19 protein-coding genes are annotated in these 19,411 nt (G+C 66.1%); 7 read left to right on the forward strand and 12 right to left on the reverse strand.

Features of this window, described 5'->3' with window-relative positions:
- Window positions 1-64: 64 nt before the first annotated feature.
- On the reverse strand, window positions 65-1,063 hold the full coding sequence (locus DFR50_RS11115; RefSeq protein WP_245427624.1) for a UDP-glucuronic acid decarboxylase family protein: 999 nt from the start codon (window positions 1,061-1,063) through the stop codon (window positions 65-67).
- A gap of 126 nt (window positions 1,064-1,189) precedes the next feature.
- On the opposite strand from DFR50_RS11115, the gene DFR50_RS11120 reads away from it, so the two are divergent.
- Both DFR50_RS11120 and DFR50_RS11125 read left to right on the forward strand, forming a co-directional pair.
- Window positions 1,190-2,095 carry a hypothetical protein gene (locus tag DFR50_RS11120; protein ID WP_113889267.1) on the forward strand — a complete coding sequence of 302 codons (906 nt, stop codon included), beginning with the start codon at window positions 1,190-1,192 and terminating at the stop codon, window positions 2,093-2,095.
- 163 nt (window positions 2,096-2,258) lie between these two features.
- Entirely contained in the window at window positions 2,259-2,879 is a 621-nt protein-coding gene (locus DFR50_RS11125) for a sugar transferase (protein WP_113889268.1), read from the forward strand.
- Here DFR50_RS11125 and DFR50_RS11130 read toward each other — a convergent pair.
- From DFR50_RS11130 to DFR50_RS11155, 7 genes are all read right to left on the reverse strand, one after another.
- Window positions 2,873-3,649 carry a class I SAM-dependent methyltransferase gene (locus DFR50_RS11130; RefSeq protein WP_170153162.1) on the reverse strand — a complete coding sequence of 259 codons (777 nt, stop codon included), beginning with the start codon at window positions 3,647-3,649 and terminating at the stop codon, window positions 2,873-2,875. The two genes, DFR50_RS11125 and DFR50_RS11130, sit on opposite strands and share 7 nt — an antisense overlap.
- Window positions 3,649-4,749, reverse strand: coding sequence for a radical SAM protein (locus DFR50_RS11135; protein WP_113889270.1), 1,101 nt, complete (start codon window positions 4,747-4,749; stop codon window positions 3,649-3,651). The genes DFR50_RS11130 and DFR50_RS11135 overlap by 1 nt, the downstream gene beginning before the upstream one ends.
- Window positions 4,746-5,981, reverse strand: coding sequence for a methyltransferase domain-containing protein (locus tag DFR50_RS32040; protein WP_170153163.1), 1,236 nt, complete (start codon window positions 5,979-5,981; stop codon window positions 4,746-4,748). Before DFR50_RS32040 ends, DFR50_RS11135 begins: the two co-directional genes overlap by 4 nt.
- Before the next feature lie 2 nt (window positions 5,982-5,983).
- On the reverse strand, window positions 5,984-6,451 hold the full coding sequence (locus DFR50_RS32045; protein ID WP_170153164.1) for a glycosyltransferase family 28 protein: 468 nt from the start codon (window positions 6,449-6,451) through the stop codon (window positions 5,984-5,986).
- Window positions 6,448-7,629, reverse strand: coding sequence for a radical SAM/SPASM domain-containing protein (locus DFR50_RS11145; protein WP_113889272.1), 1,182 nt, complete (start codon window positions 7,627-7,629; stop codon window positions 6,448-6,450). The genes DFR50_RS32045 and DFR50_RS11145 overlap by 4 nt, the downstream gene beginning before the upstream one ends.
- Before the next feature lie 126 nt (window positions 7,630-7,755).
- Entirely contained in the window at window positions 7,756-8,943 is a 1,188-nt protein-coding gene (locus DFR50_RS11150; protein ID WP_113889273.1) for a DegT/DnrJ/EryC1/StrS family aminotransferase, read from the reverse strand.
- A gap of 353 nt (window positions 8,944-9,296) precedes the next feature.
- Window positions 9,297-11,576: an NADP-dependent malic enzyme gene (locus DFR50_RS11155; RefSeq protein WP_113889274.1), complete on the reverse strand. Its 2,280-nt coding sequence runs from the start codon at window positions 11,574-11,576 to the stop codon at window positions 9,297-9,299.
- A 482-nt stretch (window positions 11,577-12,058) separates the two neighbouring features.
- Here DFR50_RS11155 and DFR50_RS11165 point away from each other — a divergent pair, with 482 nt between their 5' ends.
- Together DFR50_RS11165 and DFR50_RS11170 are read left to right on the forward strand one after the other, a co-directional pair.
- Window positions 12,059-12,382 carry an ArsR/SmtB family transcription factor gene (locus tag DFR50_RS11165; protein WP_113889276.1) on the forward strand — a complete coding sequence of 108 codons (324 nt, stop codon included), beginning with the start codon at window positions 12,059-12,061 and terminating at the stop codon, window positions 12,380-12,382.
- Entirely contained in the window at window positions 12,379-12,789 is a 411-nt protein-coding gene (locus tag DFR50_RS11170) for an SRPBCC family protein (protein WP_113889277.1), read from the forward strand. The genes DFR50_RS11165 and DFR50_RS11170 overlap by 4 nt, the downstream gene beginning before the upstream one ends.
- A 161-nt stretch (window positions 12,790-12,950) precedes the next feature.
- Here DFR50_RS11170 and DFR50_RS11175 read toward each other — a convergent pair whose 3' ends face one another.
- Both DFR50_RS11175 and DFR50_RS11180 read right to left on the reverse strand, forming a co-directional pair.
- Window positions 12,951-13,337, reverse strand: a complete 387-nt coding sequence (locus tag DFR50_RS11175; RefSeq protein WP_245427627.1) for an ester cyclase — start codon at window positions 13,335-13,337, stop codon at window positions 12,951-12,953.
- Window positions 13,338-13,389: 52 nt separating this feature from the next.
- Window positions 13,390-14,517: an S-(hydroxymethyl)glutathione dehydrogenase/class III alcohol dehydrogenase gene (locus tag DFR50_RS11180; protein ID WP_113889302.1), complete on the reverse strand. Its 1,128-nt coding sequence runs from the start codon at window positions 14,515-14,517 to the stop codon at window positions 13,390-13,392.
- 189 nt (window positions 14,518-14,706) lie between these two features.
- Between DFR50_RS11180 and DFR50_RS11185 the strand changes: the two genes are divergently transcribed.
- Window positions 14,707-15,288 (forward strand): tyrosine phosphatase family protein, encoded by a 582-nt coding sequence (locus tag DFR50_RS11185; RefSeq protein ID WP_113889279.1) that lies wholly within the window; start codon window positions 14,707-14,709, stop codon window positions 15,286-15,288.
- Window positions 15,289-15,420: 132 nt separating this feature from the next.
- Here DFR50_RS11185 and xylA read toward each other — a convergent pair whose 3' ends face one another.
- Both xylA and DFR50_RS33440 read right to left on the reverse strand, forming a co-directional pair.
- Window positions 15,421-16,731, reverse strand: a complete 1,311-nt coding sequence (gene xylA, locus DFR50_RS11190) for a xylose isomerase (RefSeq protein WP_113889280.1) — start codon at window positions 16,729-16,731, stop codon at window positions 15,421-15,423.
- A 447-nt stretch (window positions 16,732-17,178) separates the two neighbouring features.
- The gene (locus tag DFR50_RS33440; RefSeq protein ID WP_113889281.1) at window positions 17,179-18,063 is read right to left on the reverse strand and encodes a septal ring lytic transglycosylase RlpA family protein; all 885 of its coding nucleotides are present in this window, start codon (window positions 18,061-18,063) and stop codon (window positions 17,179-17,181) included.
- Window positions 18,064-18,665: 602 nt separating this feature from the next.
- Here DFR50_RS33440 and DFR50_RS11205 point away from each other — a divergent pair.
- On the forward strand, window positions 18,666-18,941 hold the full coding sequence (locus DFR50_RS11205) for a ribbon-helix-helix domain-containing protein (protein ID WP_245427630.1): 276 nt from the start codon (window positions 18,666-18,668) through the stop codon (window positions 18,939-18,941).
- Entirely contained in the window at window positions 18,941-19,261 is a 321-nt protein-coding gene (locus DFR50_RS11210) for a type II toxin-antitoxin system RelE/ParE family toxin (RefSeq protein WP_170153165.1), read from the forward strand. Before DFR50_RS11205 ends, DFR50_RS11210 begins: the two co-directional genes overlap by 1 nt.
- Window positions 19,262-19,411: the final 150 nt, after the last annotated feature.

The following is a 19,411-nucleotide window of genomic DNA, read 5'->3' on the forward strand; positions in this document are numbered from 1 at the left end:
CGACTGCGGCGGGCGCGGCTATGGCGACGATCCGCGCCCGGGACGGGCCTCGCGGCTGAATTGTTTAGGATCCGCCGGCTCCCGTCTGTGGCGGCGGGCCCCGTTCCAGCAGGTCCTCGAAATAGACGATCGTCCTCTTCAGCCCTTCGCGAAGCGGCGTCGTCGGGCGCCAGCCGAGGATCTCCGCCGCTCGGCGAACATCGGGCCGCCGTCTTTTCGGATCGTCGGGTCGAGCCGGGCGGTATACGATCTTCGATTTCGAGTTCGTCAGTTCGATCACGACCTCCGCCAGCTCGCGAATGGTCGTCTCGCTCGGGCTCCCGACGTTGATCGGGCCGGTCTCGTCGACGCCGGTCGCCATCATCCGGATCATCGCCTCGACAAGGTCGTCGACGAAGCAAAACGAGCGCGACTGCAGGCCGTCGCCGGTGATCGCGATTGCTTCGCCTCTCAGCGCGTTCACGATGAAGTTCGACACCACGCGCCCGTCGTCCGGGTGCATGCGCGGGCCGTAGGTGTTGAAAATGCGCACGACCTTTGCCGGAAGCCGATGCTGGCGCACAGTGTCGAACACGAGGGATTCGGCGCAACGCTTGCCTTCGTCGTAACAGGCTCTGACGCCGATCGGATTGACGTTGCCCCAATAGGTCTCGGGCTGCGGGTGAACCTCGGGATCGCCGTACACTTCCGAGGTCGATGCGTACAGCGACTTGATTTTCAGCCGCCTGGCGAGTTCCAGTATATTCAGCGTGCCGATCACGATGGTCTTTGTCGTCTGAACCGGATCGAGCTGGTAGTGTATCGGAGAAGCCGGGCAGGCGAGATGGTATACTGCGTCAACTTCGACCGACAACGTAACCGTCACGTCGTGGCGCAGCAATTCGAAGCGCCCGCTCTCCAGCAGGTGAACAATGTTGCTGCCGCTCGAGGAGCAGAAATTGTCCACGCAAAGCACCTCATTGCCTGCGGAGAGCAAGCGCTCACAGAGATGGGAGCCGAGGAAACCGGCGCCGCCGGTGACGAGAATCCGCCCGACGACCGGCATGGCGACACTTTGCTTCATGGGCCAATGCGTATTCTTGACCGGGGGTGTATATCACACGCTCTCGCCCATCGAAGTCGGGTTGCAGCCTGTCGACGCCGAATTCGGTCGCAGGCCGGCGGCAAAGGCGGCGGGGGACAGCGGCGAATGAAGGATTGCGACGATGCGGACCTCTTGCGCGACGGGGCGGCGTTCATCGCCAAAGTCGTCGGTCGCGCCGACTTCGCGGCGAACGGGATCCTCCTTGGGTCTCGTGACGGCCGCCACTGGGCGGTCGTCGATCCGCGCCGCCATCCGCTTCAGGTCTGGAGAAAGAAGCCCGGCGCCTTCTATGCGAACTCGGCTCGCGACCTGAACGCCGCGATTTTCACCAACGGTCCGATGATGGGCAAGCGGGTCGGGATGCTCAAGATAACCCGCGGCGCGGTCGTGACGGTCGTGGCGGGCGCGACCGCGATCGGCGCCCTCGCCGGCCTCGCCGTCGGAAGGAACTGGGTCTCCGGCCTTATCGGCGCCGCGGTCTGCGCCGGCGCGGCCTGGATTCGCGTCTTCGCCGACTGGACGCCGTGCGGAACGGTCTGCGGCCGCGACCAAGGCGTGCTCGATCGACGCAACTTCGACGACGAAGCCGACGCGCATGCCTGGATTGGACGCTTCGGGCAGGATTTCGCGTCCTACCGCATCGGACGGGGCGACCTTCCCCCGGACGCTTGCGAAGGATTGGGCGGGCTGGTCTTGCTGTTGGCCGATTACGCGCCGGCGAGCGGGAGGATCGGCGATCGATCGTATCATCGCGATTTCGCGCAGCTCGGGCGAAAGGAGGGGGTCGTGTCATGGGGATTGGCGCCCGGACACGAGGTGATCGCGGTCATCGGCGGCAAGACCATGAACGCCGCCGACGTCGCCGCCATCCATCGGTCGATCGGCGCCCGCGACGCGGTCGCCATGGACTTGAATGCGTGCAGCATGATGGGCTCGGCCGGGCGATTTTTCATCGGCCCTCCGCCATGGCACCGCCAATCGATGCAAATTTACGGGCTTTGCTGCAAATAGGTCAGGATGAATTGAGGTCCGTCCTTGCGAGCCGAAGGCGAAGCAATCCATGGCGCCGCAGCGTCCCCGGCGTGGATTGCTTCCCCCGGGCTCTTCGACCCTGGGGTCGCTCGCAATGACGGCGGTGTTCCCACTTGATTTCATCATGCTCTAAGGCCCGGCGATGCAGGATCTTCCCGTTCTGTCCCGCTGTCTCAAGCGCAGTTTCGACATCGCCGGCGCGGCTCTGGGACTGCTCCTGCTGGCGCCGGCGTTGATCGCCATTGGGGTGACGATTCGCTCCGACTCCGCCGGGCCGGTCTTCTTCAGGCAAGTGCGCGGAGGCAAGGGCGGGTCGATGTTTCTCATGTTCAAATTCCGGACGATGGTCATCGATGCGGATGACCGTCTTCAGGACGTCATTCATTTGAACGTGCATCATGACAGTCGTCTCTACAAGATTCCGGATGATCCGCGCGTCACGCGCTTCGGCGCGTTCCTGCGGCGCTATGCGCTCGACGAACTGCCGCAATTGCTCAATGTCCTCAGAGGCGAGATGTCGCTCGTCGGCCCGCGGCCGCTCATGCTGTCCGAGGAACGCCATGTGCAGGGCGGCGCGCGTTTGCGGGCCTCGGTCAAGCCGGGCATCACCGGACCCTGGCAGGTATCGGGTCGCAACGACTTGTCCTTCGAACAGATGATGCTGCTCGACTGTCGCTACGTCACGCGATGGTCGTTTTCCGGCGACTTGCTGTTGCTTGCGCGCACCCTGCCTGCGATCGTGCGAAGGCAGAGCGCTTACTGAGGCTTTCTTCCGAAGACCAGCAATTGCTTGCCCAGGTCGGCGAGCAGCGGGTCGCTCGCGAGCCGGCGTTCGAGCGCCATCTGCCGTTCCCAGTCCGACTCGAGGCTTTCGCTCAACCGATGGCGTCCGAGCGCGCTGGCGCCCACGAGCAGTCCATGGGCGGAGACCTCGGTCAACCCGGACTGCGAGAACCAGGTCACCAGCCGACTCCGGTCCAACTGATGATTGTCGGCAATGTGGTCCGCCTGAATCCAGGTCCCCATTCGCGTCCGCAACGCCGTCAAGGCGTCCTCCGGCCGGCCCAAAGCGACCAGCTCCAGGACGAGCGCGACGAGCGAGTCGACGAGCACGAACACCGCTCCCCCCGGTTTCGTCCATCGGGCGAAGCGTTGGATCATGGTCGACGGGTCGCGACTGTATTGCAGCGAGCCGAGCGCGATCACGAGATCGGCGCGACCTTGCGGCAGGTCGACCTCCTCCATGGGCCGTTCGATCAATGTGAAGGATGGATAGTCGGCCAGACGCGCCCGCGCCGCCTTCGCCATCGCCGGCGCCTGCTCGACGCCGATCACGGCATGACCCAGCGCCAGCAGCCGCTCGGACCAGCGTCCGACGCCGCAGCCGGCGTCGACGACGCAGCCGGGTTGGCGGGGCGTCAGCGGCTGGACGAATTCCCAGGCCAGGTCGTCGTAGGCGCGCCGGTGCGGGACCTGGAAATGGCGGTCATAGGAAGGCGCGAGCGAGTCGAACAGGGGCGCGCTCGATCGCATCAGCGGTCTCCGGCGGGATTGCCAACGGCGTTGGGGGAACTTGCGAATCCCCACCGCCACAGCGCATCGGTCACGTAAGTGCTCGGACGCCAGCGCAGATTGAGACTGTAGTTGCTTCCGCATCCGACACAATCCTTGCGGAAGAAGCGCGCGTGCTCGGCGCGATAGGTCGCTTCGTCGACGATGCGGGCGATAGGGAAGTCGCGAACGTTGAGATGCGGGTCGTGACCCCAACACCCGCCGATCTCGCCGCGTGAGCGGATCATCAGCTTGATCTGGGATTCCGCGCAGGGCACGCCTTTCTGGACGACGTCGCGGAAGTGGCGGAGCACGTAGTCCAGATCCGCCGGGCGCGGCAGACAGCGCGGATCGGCCCTGGCGATGGTCTTGACCCGCTCCACCGCCGCCGCGAGTTCGTCCTGCGCAACAGCGCTCTGCGCGCTCACGTCGGCATGGCGAAACAGGAAGGTCCTGTCGGTGGCCAGATTCAGATAGAGGCGAACGTTCAAGTCCTGAGCGAGCGCGGCAATGTCGGGCAGGCTTGCGGCGTTGTCCCGCATGACGGTGAAATTCATCCGGATCTTCAGTCTGTACGTGTCCCGTCTGGCGATGACGGCGCGCAGATGCGCGACGGTGCGATCGAATGCGCCCGCCCGCCCGCGGATGCGATCGTGCGTCGGCTTCGGCCCGTCGACGGAAATGTTGAAACTCCGGACTCCGGCCTCCAGAACCTCGTCGAGTTTGACCGGCGTCAGAAGGATGGCGTTGGTGTTCAAATGAATATGGCGGATGCCGATGTCCCTGGCGAACCGCATGATCTCGACGGCGTCGGGACGGATCAGCGGCTCGCCGCCCGTCACATTGACCTTGTGGATCGGCAGCGCGACGAGCTGCCGCAAGACGTCTTTCCACGCCTCGGTGTCGAGTTCGCCGAGCGTGGTCGCGCGCCAGCAGGCGCAACTGACGCAGCGAAGATTGCAGTTGTCGGTCAGGAACAGCTCGGCGACCAGCGGGCGAACGTGAAGCGCGGGAAACAGGCGCTCTTTCAGCGCCAGGGCGGCGAAGAATCTCGCCAGCCGCAGGAATTCGCGCGGGCTCATGGCAGGCGCGCGCTGAGAAAGAGATTCGCCGAAGAGAACAGCCGGCCGTCGAGCCAAATGAGACGCTCGAGCTGGCGCTGCAGGAATCCGGGTTTGCAGAGCAGCGCCGGCGCCTGGAAAAAGCGCCAGAACAGGTTGGCTCCGCTCGCGCGCGTCACGACAAAGCCATGCGCCCTCAATCGTTCGACGAGCCAGTCCTTCCGGTAATGGGTATGGTCCTTCTTGCCGAGCGACATGTCGCCGAAGAGTCCGTCGCCAAGATCGACGAACCGCTGGTGGTAGAGCTCGCGACCGAATCGCGCCGAATAGATCAGGCGGTGCAAGCGGGGCAGCCGAAATTTGACGGCGTCGGGATCGAGGAACGAGAAGACGTGCGAGGCCGGGACCGTCAGCACCAACAGGCCATCGGGGCGAAGAACGCGGCGGATCTCGCTCAGGACGGCGTCCTCGTCGGGACAATGCTCGAGCGTGTCGAGCAGGGAGACGGAGTCGAAATGGCCGGCCGGGCAGGGAACCGGACCGGAGACGGGAACGAAGTCGAACGGGATGTCCGGGTAAGTGCGCGCGGCCTGACGCAGGTATCCGCGGTGAGGGTCGATCCCGTGACAGTCGAGCGCCGTCGTCGCCGCCAGCACGGCCAGAAACTCGCCGGTCTGGCAGCCGAAATCGAGATGCCGGCCGCAACGGGTCGCCAGTTCCTCCCAGGCGTAGGCGTAGCGGCGCAGATGGTGTCCTTTGAACGGGTTGCAGGCGAGCCGGCGCCATTCGGCGTCGAAGGTCGCAGCCGTTTCGGTCGCGGCGGCGGGCGGATCGAGCGCACGCTCGCGCAAGAGCCGCGCCTCCTCAGCGGGGTGGCTGGCGACGACCTGCGGCAGCCGCCCGAGGTCCCACACCGCGACCACGCGCCCGGCGCGCGCTTCGTGGCGGAGGTATTCGACCTGATGATCGTTGGCCATTTCGCTCGGCCCGGTTCGCGCAATCGCGACCGGGACCTTGCCGGCGCGCTGAACGAGGCGGACGGTATTGCCGGCGTGGGTAATCACGATGTCGGCGGCGCGAATGCGCTCGATCATCTCCGGATAGGGAATGAACGGGGAATGCGCGCAGGGCGGCGCGCGTTTCGACGTTCCGGTCTGGGCGAAGACATCGTGCTCGGCGCAAAGCGGCGCGATCGCCTCGATCAGGCGGTCGAACGGCCATTCGCTCATGCCCACGGTGACCAGGATTTTCATGCCTAATAGAGCTCGCCGATGACAATGCCGTCCGGATGCGCGGCCAACAACGATGTCTGCTGGAGAAACACACGTGAAGACATCCGCGTGCAGATTTTCGCCGAGACGCCCGGCGTCGCGAGAATGTTCAATGTATAGATCCAGAATGTCGGAATGCCCAATACCCGAGCGAGGGCGAAGAAGGCGATCGCCGGGCCCGAGCCGGCCGATACGATCAGTTGAGGCCGTTCGCGGCGGAGAATTCGCCAGGCGCTGACGAAGTCCAGAACGATGCGAAACGGCCGCCTGAACGAGGTGTTCCCGATCCAGTAGCATGTCTGCCCGGCGAGCGCCGACGCCGTATCGGGCGCTTCGACCACAGCCCAGGCGACCCGATATTTCGACCACCAGGGCTCGAGCGCCAGAAGGTCGAGCAGAACCCCTCCGCTGCTCGAGACGAACAGGATCCGCTCGAGCGTGTCCGGGTTCACGCGGCGGACCTCCGTCTGACGGTTTTGCCCGAGGCGGAGCGGAAAAAGGCCGCGTCCCAGGACGTCCTGTCGGCGACCATGATCCGCTCGGAGGCCGCGCCGGCAAAAAGGGTGGGGCAACCGGCGCAGAAGCTGCTGTCCTGCTCTGCCGAGGCGCCCGGATCGATCGCCAGGCGCCGGAGGCGCCGATACGCGGGCGAGTTCCAGATCTCGAATATTCCCTGAGAGACATTGCCGACGTGCCGCGGATCGCCGCCTCGGCGATATTGCTCGCCGACGCGGTGATAGCAGCAGGGAATCACGTTTCCGTCGAATTTGACCTGCATGGCGAACCACGGCCAGGCGCAATGCGGAAACAAGTGCGGCTCGCGCGGGGCGCCGCCGCTGCAACGCGCGGGATCGAGATCGGCGTAATTATGGAGGTTTCCCCAGAATTCCGTAAACTGGTCGACGCCGCGGCTGCGGCACCACGCGGCGGCGTCGTCGACTTCGTCGGCGTTGTGTTGATACTTGATGAACTGGACTTCGACGTGCGGTCTTGTCTGCCCGGCAGCGCGTCGCAGGCGCAGGAGCCGTTCGAGGTTGTCGAGGACCAGGCTGATCTTTCCGCCCACGCGCGTGAGTTGGTACCGTTCCTGCCGCATGGAATCGACGCAGACCGTCAGGTTGGTCAGGCCGCTCCGGACGAGCGCCGCCAACCTGCGCTCCGACAGGGTCAAGCTGAAATTCGTGCTGACGTGAGAGTTGAGTCCGGCGGTCCCGGCGATGGCGCAGAACCGCGCCAGTTCCGGGTGCATGAGCGGATCGCCGACATAATAAAGCGCCACAGCGGCGGAATGTCCGGCGATCTGACGAATGATCGATTCGTATTCCGAAACGGAAATGCGCTGGCGCTTGCTGAAGGATTGTTCGGACAGCGGGTCGGACGCGTCGTCGGACGGCGCCGCGTGCACACAATAGGTACAATGAAGATTGCAGGCCGGCGAAATATCGATCTTGACGAGGACCGGCCATGATCGAAGGCGCTCCAGCCGCAAGGCGAAACTCGCCGCCGCCGCCGCTCCGTTCCACATCTGCGCCGGCGACAATCCGCGCGTGAACCAATCGACCCGGCGCCAGGCGTTCCGCACCGAGACGAGGACAGAGTTTCCGCGCCAATCCTGGTGTATTCGTCGCATAGCCCGGGTCCCACAAAATCTGCGCTCGCGAGACGTTTCGGCCGGCGTGTTCACATTTGTCGGAATGCGTGCGCGATGTTTCAAATTACCCGCGACAGGACAATTCTCGAAAGAGGACGGGAGAGGTCAGACGTCACGGCTGCTCAGACGGCTTATCTTTGCGGACGCCGCATGGAGTTCGGCGAACGCTTGAACAATCAGGTCACACTCGTAATCTTTCATATCGTTGTACACAGGCAGAGCGAGAATTCGGCTTGCTACATAGTCCGTCACCGGCAGAAGGTCATCGCGATGTCCCAGGTAGGGAGCGAGGCGATGGCACGGCGGACTGTAGTATTTCCGCACATGAAGATTTTCTTTTTGCAGGGCGGCGGCGACGTCGTCGCGATCCAGACCGAATGCCTCTTCATCGATCACCACGGGAAGGTACAGCCAGATCGGCTCCTGGCCCCGCGGCGCCTTCCCGACCAGGATCCCGGGGATCGTTTCCAACCCCTCCCGCAGTCGCGCGACGGAACGCAACCGCACAGTTCTGGACGATTCGAACCCAGACCTTTGCTTCAGGCCGATCAGCGCGGACACTTCCATCATCTTGCCGTTCAGCCCGACCTCGCTGAAGTCGCCCTCCGCGACCTGGCCAAAATTTCGTAGCGCGCGAGCGCGGCGCAGTATTGTCGGGTCTCTCGAGCATAGGGCGCCGCCCTCCATGCAGGAGAAGGCCTTGGTCGCGTGGAAGCTGAAAATCTGCGCGTCGCCAAAGGCCCCGACCGCGCGCCCGCCCAGTCGGGTCCCGAACGCCGCCGCGCTGTCATACAACACCCGGATGCGGCGATCCCTTCCGATTTCGTCGAGGTCTGCATAGTCACAAGCAATGCCGTACGGATCGACAGCCAGAATAGCGACCGTCTTGTCGGTTATTTTCCGGCGGACGTCGTCCGGGTTGATCCGGAAGGTTCCATCGTCGAGGATGTCGGCAAACACCGGCGCTGCGCCCGACCAGCGAATTGCGTGAACAGTCGCAGGAAACGTGAATGCGGGAACGATCACCTCTCCGCCTTCGATTCCCGATGCTTTCAGCATGGTCAGGAGAGCGGTCTGTCCATTGCAAAAGACGAGCGTATCGGCTCCCAGATATTCGCTCAGCCAACGCTCGAATTCGACGACGAACGGACCGTTGTTGGTCACGCGACCCGAATCCAAAATTGTTTCAAGATCTGAAACCAGGTCTTCGACAGCGGGGAAAGCTGGACGAACGATGCGCAGGGGCGTCGCAAATAACGGTTCGCCCCCGAGCCAGGCTATCGTTTCACGCATGCGCTCAATCCCCGGACTTAGAGGACGTCCCGAGTCTCCAGAGTGGTCATCCGACCATGCACGCGTCGCTCTGGCGGGATGGATAATGCCGAACTTTCTCGCGTTCGACAAGCCGGAGTGAAAACTATAGGCGGCCAAGGGCGCCGGCTGCACGCGCCGCCGCGCGCCTGGATATCGTCGTCGGCGGCGGCGGTCGGTCGTCGGAACGTCGCGGCCGGGCGCAGACCATGGGTCGGAGGCGAGGGCCGCCGACCCGCCCACGCGTGCGGTTCACGATCCGCAACGCCCGCTCCTTTTTGAATCCTCCCTCCGCCACGCTCGCGGGTCCGCCATCGGGGCCCCGCGGGCGCCCCCTACCGTCCGGTGCGCTGCGAGGCGTCGACGGCGGCGAGCGCCGCCATGTTGACGATCCGGCGCACGGTCGCCGAGGGGGTGAGGACGTGGGCGGTCTTCGCGGCGCCCAAGAGGATGCCGCCGATGGTGACGCCGTTGCCGGCCGCCATGCGCAAGAGATTGTAGGAGATGTTGGCGGCGTCCAGGTTCGGCATGACGAGCACGTTGGCCGGACCGACGAAGCCGGAATCCGGCATGGCGCTGTCGAGGATATCCTGCGACAGCGCGGCCGAGCCGCGCATCTCGCCCTCGACCGCGAGATCGGGATTCCGCTGCCGGACCAGTTCGCGCGCCTGGCGCATCTTGCGCGCCGAGGGCAGGTTCGAAGTGCCGAAGCTCGAGTGCGACAGGAGCGCGACCCGCGGCGTCACGCCGAAGCGGCGCACCTCCTCGGCGGCCAGGAGGGCGATCTCGGCGACCTGCTCGGCGTTCGGGTCGGCGTTGTAATGCGTGTCGCAGATGAACAGCTGATGCTGGGGCAGCACCAGCATCTGCATGACCGCGAGCGTCCGCACGCCCGGGCGCATGCCGATCACGTCGCGGATCGCGTTCAGATGATCCCAGGTGCGGCCGAACACGCCGCACAGCATCGCGTCGCCCTCGCCGCTTTGCAGGAGCGTCGCGGCCAGGAGCGACGAGTTGTTGCGCATCTGCGACAAGGCCAGCGCGCCCGAGACGCCGTCGCGCTTGCGCGCCGCGTAATAGAGGTCGGCCGCCCGGGTGTAGACCTGTGGGTCCTGCGGATCGATGATCCGGACGTCGCGACCGGGTTCCAGCCTGAGGTCGAGCGCCTTGATCTTGCGCTCGATCACGCTCGCCCGGCCGAGCAGCAGCGGCGTCGCGATGTGCTCGTCGACGACGATCTGGGCGGCGCGCAGCACGCGATCGTCCTCGCCCTCGGCGAGAATGACCGTCTTGCCGGCGCGGCGGGCGCGCGCGAACACCGGCTCCATGGCGTGGCCCGAGCGGTAGACGAGCTTGTCGAGCTTCTGCCGGTAGCCGTCGAGGTCGAGGATCGGCCGGCGCGCCACGCCGCTGTCGGCCGCCGCCCTCGCGACCGCCGGGGCGACGCTGGTGATCAGGCGCGGGTCGAACGGCTTGGGGATGAGATAGTCGCGGCCGAAGCGCAGGTCCTCGCCCTTGTAGGCGTCGGCGACCGCTTCCGGCACTTCGGCGCGCGCGAGTTCGGCGATGGCGTGGGCGGCGGCGACCTTCATCGCCTCGTTGATGGTGGTGGCGCCGCAATCGAGCGCGCCGCGGAAGATGAACGGGAAACAGAGCACGTTGTTGATCTGGTTGGGATAGTCCGAGCGGCCGGTGCCGATGATCGCGTCGGGGCGGGCGGCGACGGCGTCCTCGGGCCGGATCTCGGGATCGGGATTGGCCATCGCGAAGATCAGCGGGTCGCGCGCCATCGCCTTGATCATCGCGCCGGTGAGGACGCCCGGCGCGGAGAGACCGAGAAAGACGTCCGCCCCCACCACCGCCTCGGCCAGCGTCCGGGCGGAGGTCGCGTTGGCGTAGCGCGCCTTGTTCTCTTCGAGCGGTCCCGGCCGTCCCGGATAGACGACGCCGGAGCGGTCGACGATCAGCACCTTCTTCGGATCGAGCCCGAGCCGCACCGCGAGGTCGATACAGGCGATGGCGGCGGCGCCGGCGCCCGAGCAGACGAGCTTTACGTCCGCGATGTCTTTCCCGACCAGCTTCAGGCCGTTGACGATGGCGGCGGACGCGACGATCGCGGTGCCGTGCTGGTCGTCGTGAAAGACCGGGATGTTCATCCGCTCGCGGAGTTTCTTCTCGATGTAGAAGCACTCCGGCGCCTTGATGTCCTCGAGGTTGATGCCGCCGAAGGTCGGCTCGAGGCGGGCGATGGTCTCGATCAGCGCGTCCGGATCGTTTTCCGCCAGCTCGATGTCGAAGACGTCGATGCCGGCGAATTTCTTGAACAGGCACCCCTTGCCCTCCATCACCGGCTTGCCGGCGAGCGGGCCGATGTTGCCGAGGCCGAGCACCGCTGTGCCGTTGGTGACGACGGCGACCAGGTTGCTGCGGGCGGTCAGTTCGTCCGCCTGGGCGGGATCGGCGACGATCGCCATGCAGGCCTCGGCGACGCCCGGCGAATAGGCCAGCGCGAGGTCGCGTTGCGTCACCATCGACTTGGTCGGCGTGACCGAGATTTTCCCCGGCGTCGGCAGCCGATGATATTCGAGGGCGGCTTCCCTGAGATCGCTCGTCATTGTCGTGTTCCCCGTGGCGCGCGCGAAACGACATAGGCCGTCGCCGGTGACGCGCGCGTGACCTCTTAGGACCTTGCGAGAGTCGAGGGAACCGGCGGACGAGCCCCGGCTCTGCGTCGCAAAGCCGCGCGCCGCCGCCCACTCGTTATCGAAAGCCGACGGTCGCGGGACCCAAGGGGAGGACCGAACCGGAGGTCGAGCCAACGGCGGGGGTCTTGGAGCGGCCGCGCACCGCCGAACGCGGCGCCCTTGCATGCCCGGCCGGCGACGAGCCGGGACGGCCGGGTCGCGACTTCCTGTCCCGCGCCCGCGATTTCGAAGCCAGCCGTCTCCGTTTCTGCCGAACCCGGGGCCAGGCCCGAGATCGCGCCCCGATCGAGGCGCTGCGCCGGCGCTCCGCCATTCGCGGCCACACCTCGCTTGACAGAGGCATAACCATTCGGTTATGTGACGATTCATAATCCTTTGGTTATCGATGCTGCATGCCCAACGATCACGATATTCTGTTCAAAACGCTCTCCGATCCGACCCGGCGCGGGATCTTCGAGCGATTGTGCCGCGAAGGCGAGCAGACCGTTGCTGCGCTAACGGCAGGGGCCGGCGTTTCTCAGCCTGCGGTTTCGAAACATCTCGGTCTGCTGAAGCAGGCCAGCCTGGTGCGCGACCGCCGCCAGGGACGAGAGACCCACTACAGGGCCGAGCTTGCCGCGCTCACTCCCCTGGTCGACTGGGCGACCCAGTTGCCGGGCTTCTGGCGGAACCGATTCGACGATCTCGAAGACTTGTTGAAGAGGATGGATCAATGACCAACGCGCCGACAGAAACGCTCTCCGTCACCGTCGAACGTGAGGTTGCGCATCCGCCGGAGAAAGTCTGGCGCGCCCTGACCCAGCCCCATCTGATTGAGGCGTGGCTGATGAAGACCGATTTCCAACCAGTCGTGGGCGACCGTTTCCAATTTCGCGCGGATTGGGGGAACGTCGACGGCCAAGTCCTTGTCGTGGAGCCGAACAAGACGCTGTCCTACCGATGGGACGCGTATGGGCTCGCGAGCATCGTCACGTGGACCCTGACATCGACAAGCACAGGGACGCTTCTGCGCATGGAGCAGTCGGGCTTCCGGCCGGATCAGCAGCAGGCCTACAATGGCGCCGAGGCCGGGTGGCCGCGCTTCTTTGCCGCGCTCGAGCAAGTCCTGGGTCGGGCGAAGTGAATTTACAACCAGGCGCACGGATCGAACGCGAAATACGGTCGCTGTATTCACTAGGGTAGGATGAATTGAGGTCCGTCATTGCGAGCCGAAGGCGAGGCAATCCATGGCGCGCAGCGTCCCGCCGTGTATTGCTTCGCTTCGCTCGCAACGACGGCGATGCTCTAGAGCTGAGCTTCGATCGCGGCCTTGTCGATGACCGACCAGACCTGGGCGATTTTGCCGTCGCGAAATTCGTAAATGACATTCTCGCAAAAGGAGATGCGCTTGCCATTGACGGGGAGGCCGAAAAACAGGCCTTTTGGCGCACAGTCGAAGCGCAGACGGCTGGCCACGCGGGGCGCTTCGGCGACGAGGATTTCAATCTGGAAACAGAGATCAGGAATGGCGTCGAAATCGGCTTCCAGCATCGCCCGGTAGCCCGTCAGCCCAAAAGGGCGATCGTTGTGGCGGACATCGTGGTGAACAAAGCCGGCAAGCTGATTCCAGTCCTGCCTGTTCAGGCAGGCGATGTACGCCTGGTACAAGGTTGAGAGATTTGGCTCGGCCACCGCAGAACTCCCTTCCAGTCGGAGAGCCAACGCGAGCTCGGGGGCGTCCTCGCTAGTAGACCACCACGCTGCGAATCCCCTCGCCGGCATGCATGAGCTCGAAACCCTTGTTGATCTCGTCGAGCGTGAGCTTCGCCGTGATCATCGGGTCGATCTCGATCTTGCCAGCCAGGTACCAGTCGACGATCTTCGGCACGTCGGTGCGGCCGCGCGCGCCGCCGAAGGCGGTGCCCTTCCAGACCCGGCCGGTGACGAGCTGGAACGGCCGGGTGGAGATCTCCTTTCCCGCGCCCGCGACGCCGATCACGATCGACTGGCCCCAGCCGCGGTGGCAGGCCTCCAGCGCCTGGCGCATGACGGTCGTGTTGCCGGTGCAGTCGAAGGTGTAGTCGGCCCCGCCGATCTGGTCGGCGCCGCGCTTCGTGAGGTTCACGAGATAAGGCACGAGGTCGCCGCCGACCTCGTTCGGGTTGACGAAATGCGTCATCCCGAACCGTTCGCCCCACGGCTTCTTCGCGTTGTTGAGGTCGACGCCGATGATCATGTCGGCGCCGGCGAGGCGCAGGCCCTGGATGACATTGAGGCCGATGCCGCCGAGGCCGAATACGATTCCCGTCGCGCCCTGCTCGACCTTGGCCGTGTTGATGACGGCGCCGATGCCCGTGGTGACGCCGCAGCCGATGTAGCAGATGGTGTCGAACGGCGCGTCGGGGTTGACCTTGGCGACCGCGATTTCCGGCAGCACGGTGAAGTTGGAGAAGGTCGAGCAGCCCATGTAGTGGAAGATCGTCTCGCCGCCGCAGGAGAAGCGCGAGGTTCCGTCGGGCATCAGCCCCTGTCCCTGGGTCGTGCGGATTGCGGTGCAGAGGTTGGTCTTGCGCGACAGGCACGACGGGCACTGCCGGCATTCGGGGGTGTAGAGCGGGATGACGTGGTCGCCCTTCCGGAGCGTGGTCACGCCCGGCCCGACGTCGACCACGATTCCGGCGCCCTCGTGGCCGAGGATCGAGGGAAACAGCCCCTCCGGATCGGCGCCGGACAGGGTGAATTCGTCGGTGTGGCAGATGCCGGTCGCCTTGACCTCGATCAGAACCTCGCCCGCGCGCGGCCCCTCGAGGTCGACCTCGGTCACTTCGAGCGGCTTTCCGGCGGCGACGGCGATGGCGGCGCGGGTCTTCATCTGGTTGGCTCCCCTCTGGATCGCCGGCATTTAAGCCGAGCGGCGGCGTCTCGGCTAGGGGACCCGCGCTTGCGCCGTCAATGCGAGCGAAGCGTGGCGATGACGGCGTTCCGCGGCGCCCGTCTCGGCGGTCGCGCCGCGCCGATTTCGTCACACATGCGCCCCGAGAGCCGTGCTAGGGACAGGCCAATGGACACTTTCGCTCTCGCCACCCTCTCCATCTGCGGCCTGCAGGAACTCGACGCCTTCGCCGCGCGCGACGTCACCAACGTTCTGTCGCTGCTCGATCCCGGCACGCCCGAACCGTCCGCCTTCCTGGCCTATGGCGCGCCCGCGCGGACGACGCTCTATTTTCACGACGCGATCGAGCCCGCGCCCGACGTCGTCCTGCCGACGGCGGCCGACATCGACACGATCCTCGCCTTCGCCCGCGACGCCGGCGACGTGCGCCACCTGCTGATTCACTGCCACATGGGGATCTCGCGCTCGACCGCGGCCATGCTGATGGTGATGGCGCAGGCTTTTCCCGACGAATCCGAGGAGGCGCTCGCCGACCGGCTGATCGCGATCCGCCCGCAGGCCTGGCCGAACGCCCGCATGATCGGGCTGGCGGACGAGCGCCTCGGCCGCGAAGGCCGCCTGACCGCCGCCGCCGGCGGCCTCTACGCCCGGCATCTGGCCGCGCGGCCCGTTCTGGGCGAAGCGATGACGAAGATGGACCGGGCGCGCGAGGTGGAGCTCGGCCGGCGGATTCTCGCCGAGACGCGATAGTCTGGCGGGCGGCGCTGGAGCCGCGCTCGCCAGGCGCGGGGCGCGGCCGGCGGCCGGGCCTACGCCGCCGCCCGCGATCCAGCGACACTCGGCCCGCGGCGGCGGGCCCGCCGGGCCCGCCAAAACCGTCCGTCAGGTGTAGCGGTTGACCACGTTCTCGTAGAACTCCTGCTGGCCGGAGCGCGGCTTCGGGTCGATCTTCTCGTCCATGACCCGCTTGGCGATCGACTCGAGGGTGGCGCCCGGCTGCAGCATCGCCTGCGCCGCCGGGGCGTTCCAGCCGGCGTAGCGCGCCTCGCGCATCGCGTCGAACTTGCCGTCCTCGATCATCGCCGCGGCCGCGAGCAGCGCTCCGGCGCAGGCGTCGATGCCGCCGATGTGGCCGAGGATCAGGTCGGCCGGGTCGATCGACTGGCGACGCACCTTCGAATCGAAGTTGAAGCCGCCTGGCGCGACGCCGCCCTGCTTGAGGACGAAATACAGCGCCGGCACGAGCTCGGCGGCGTTGTTGGGAAACTGGTCGGTGTCCCAGCCGGACTGGTAGTCGTTGCGGTTGGCGTCGAGGGAGCCCAACAGGCCGAGCGCGGAGGCGAGCGCCACTTCGTGTTCGAACGCATGATGGGCCAGCACCGCGTGGCCGACCTCGAGGTTGAGCTTGACCTCCTTCTCCAGGCCGAACCGCTGCAGGAAGCCGGAGACGGTGGCGACGTCGAAGTCGTACTGGTGCTTGGTCGGCTCCTGCGGCTTCGGCTCGACCAGCAGCACGCCCTTGAAGCCAATCTTGTGCTTGTAGTCGACCACCATCGACAGGAACCGGCCGAGCTGGTCGAGTTCACGCTTGAGATCGGTGTTGAGCAGGGTCTCGTAGCCCTCGCGGCCGCCCCAGAGCACGTAATTGGCGCCGTGCAGCTTGTGGGTCGCGTCCATCGCGTTCTTGACCTGGGCGGCGGCGAAAGCGAACACGTCCGGGTCGGGATTGGTCGCCGCGCCCGCCATGAAGCGCGGGTGGCTGAACAGATTGGCCGTCCCCCACAGGAGCTTGGCGCCGGTGGCGAGCATCTTCTCGGCGAACAGGTCGGTGATGTCGGCGAGATTCCTGCCGAACTCGGCGAGCGATTCGCCCTCCGGCACGACGTCCTTGTCGTGGAAGGTGAAGAACGGGAAGCCGAGGATGGAGAACATCTCGAAGGCGGCGTCCGCCTTGCGCCGCGCCCCTTCCATGTCGTCGTTGTTCCAGGGCCGGTCGAAGGTCGACGAGCCGAACATGTCCGAGCCGAGCCAGCCGAAATTGTGCCAGTAGCAGACGGCGGGGCGGAGTTGCTCGGCCATCGTCTTGCCGAGGACAACCCGCTCCGGGTCGTAATGACGGAAGGCGAAGGGATTGTCGCTCTTCGGCCCCTCGTACTTGACCGGCCCGATCTCGCCAAAAAACCGTTTGCCCATTCTCGTCTCTCCCTCGCGCCGGAAGCGCTCGTGCGTCGGCCGCATTTTCGCGCGAAAGGGCAGGCGGCGGCAAGCGCTAACATGCCACCCGCGCAGGGTTCGTTGGACCCGAGTCCGGCTTCGACGCTCGCCGTCGTCGCACGGCCGTCCCGGCGACGACGAGCAGCGATGCGGCCAGCGTGGCGCAGGGACCGAGCAGCGGCAGTCGGAGCGCAGCCGGATCCCCGTCGGCCATGGAGCGAATTCAGGCAGCCCGCCCATCGCGGCGGCGCCGAACACGCTCGCGAGTGCGCAGGACGGGCCGAGATCCCGCCTGCGCCCCGGCATCCGCGCCGATTCCAACCAGGCTGGACGAGGAGGCGAGGGAATGCCGAAACGGCGCACGCCTCGCGTGATCCCCGCAAGGCCTTATCGGCGCGCTCGTGCGGCCATCAGCGCATGTGGACGCTAATCGAAGGCGTGCCGGAGCCGGGCGAAAAACAGCAGAACGGGGTTCGACGCCGGGCCGGGCTTCGGCCTCTCGCAGGACGCGCCGGCGTCGCAGCCGCTCGCCGATCCTTTCACGGCGGCGGCGCGCTCCGGGACTTGGGCGAGCGCGTTCACCGGGATGTCGGCTGCGGCTTCCGTCTCGGGCGGAACGGCTTCGCCGTAGGCGGCGAGCGGAGCCGGCGCAAACCCCTTCGACCGCTGCGCAAAACGCAGGAGCCCCGATCGCAGCGCCTCGCCGCGCCCCGGAGCTTCGGCCAGCGCGCTGACCGAAATGCTAGCGGCGGCCTCCGTTTCGGTCAGAAATGCGCCGCCGCGGGCGGCGAAGGGCGCGAGGTCGTCCGGCTGTTGCGCGAGGGCGAACAGCGGGAAGCGCAGATGCTCGCATCCCGGCCCGTCGCCCGACAGCGCCCCGACGCCGCTGCCGGCATCGTCTTGCAGATGCTCCAGGCGGTCGGCTCCGTAACGGCAGATCGCGGCGGCCGAGGTCGGCGCCGACGCGGGCGCCGCCGCCTGCGCCAGGCGGAGTCCGGCGTCGCCCGGCTCCGGCGGAACCCGCTCGATCCTCACATGCGCCAGTCCGGCGCTGCGAAACCCGAGCGACTCGGCGGCCGCCGTCGAAACGTCGATGATCCGTCCGCGGATGAACGGCCCGCGATCGGCGATCCGGACCACCAGGACCCGTCCGTTGTCGAGATTGATCACCCTGACCTGGGTTCCCATCGGCAGGCTGCGGTGCGCTGCGGTCATTCCGGCGGCGCCGTAGAAGGACGCCAGTCCGAGTTCGGCGGCCGGCGCGCAACTCGCGCTGAGGGCGATCGCGCAGGAAAGAACCAGTGATCGCATCCGCAGCGCCCTCCCGCCTGCTCGCGGTTCGCCACGATGTTAACACAAAGTTAACCCACTCGCCAGCCGCCGCCCGAGATTTCGACGTGGGCCGCCGGGGCGGTTTCTTCTCTTTGGGCGCCGGCGCCTCGACCCGCCGCGCTCCCTGGCCGCGGTCGCTGATTGTACGGCATGCACACATCGAGCGCCGCGGCCGGTGAGCCGGCCGCCCTCGTCTTGCGCGGCTACCTATGATTCGATCCGGGTCTCGTGTGCTCGAGGGCGCAGACCGCTCAACACCTGGTCGAGCAGCGCGTCGCCGAAGGCTTCGTCGAGCGGTGTGATCCGAAGCAGCATCCTGTGATAGATTGGCCCGAAAATCTGACCCGAAATGAGCGCACGAAGCGCGTGAGCGCCGCTAGACCGAAGGCGCAATCCTCCTCGGTGATCGATTCCCGCGATCTCGCCCTTGCAGCGGACGAACAGCATAACGGACGGGCGGAAGCAGCCGATAGCCATGGCGTCGTGGCCGGCGCCCGACGGCAGAATTCGGACCGGGACGCCGAGCGAGCCGACGGCGGTTGTCGGCGTCCTGAACCGGCCGTAGAAACCGGACGGTTTTCGTGGTATGGAGCGGCATGTTGATAACCCTAACCCCCGAGCAGGAAGCGTGGATCAAGGCCCGCGTTGCGACCGGCGTTTTTGCGTCGGTCGAGGAAGCGGCGCGCCAGCTGCTCGACGACCGCATTGCCGAACTCGCAGGCGACGAGCACGACGATATGGCGTGGGCGAAGCCTTTGGTCGACGAGGGCCTGGCCGCGCTCGAACGCGGCGATTTCATCACGCTCGAGGAACATGGGACGCGCAACCTCGCGCGCCTTGCCGCACGCCTGAAATAGTGGCGCGGGTCGTCATCACCGGACCGGCGGATGCTGATTCCGCCGAGATCATCAGCGATCTTACCGCGAACGCAGGGGAGCTTGTCGCCGACCGTTATGTGGCGGAACTCAACGCGCTCTATCGGCGCCTGGCGACGTTCCCCGAAAGTGGCTCGCCCCGCCCCAAGCTTGGCCGGTTCATTCGAATTGGCCTCGTTTCGCCTTATGTTGTGGTTTACCGCCACGCACCGGACAACAACCTCGTCGCCGTCATCCGTATTCTACACGGGCGACGCAGGATCACCCGCCGTACGCTGACGCAACCGACCGCGCCCCCATGATCGAGACCCATCGAAACGCGCATTTCCAAGCGCGCTTTCGCCGTCCAGAGCTTAGCCCGGATTTCTCACACAGGATGGGTGCATCGGGCGTCCGAATCAGGCAAAAGTTGTTTTGCGAGAACGACTTGACCCTATTCAGAGAGGTCGCCC

It is taken from the genome of Roseiarcus fermentans (assembly GCF_003315135.1).
In the GTDB taxonomy this organism is placed as follows: Bacteria; Pseudomonadota; Alphaproteobacteria; order Rhizobiales; family Beijerinckiaceae; genus Roseiarcus; species Roseiarcus fermentans.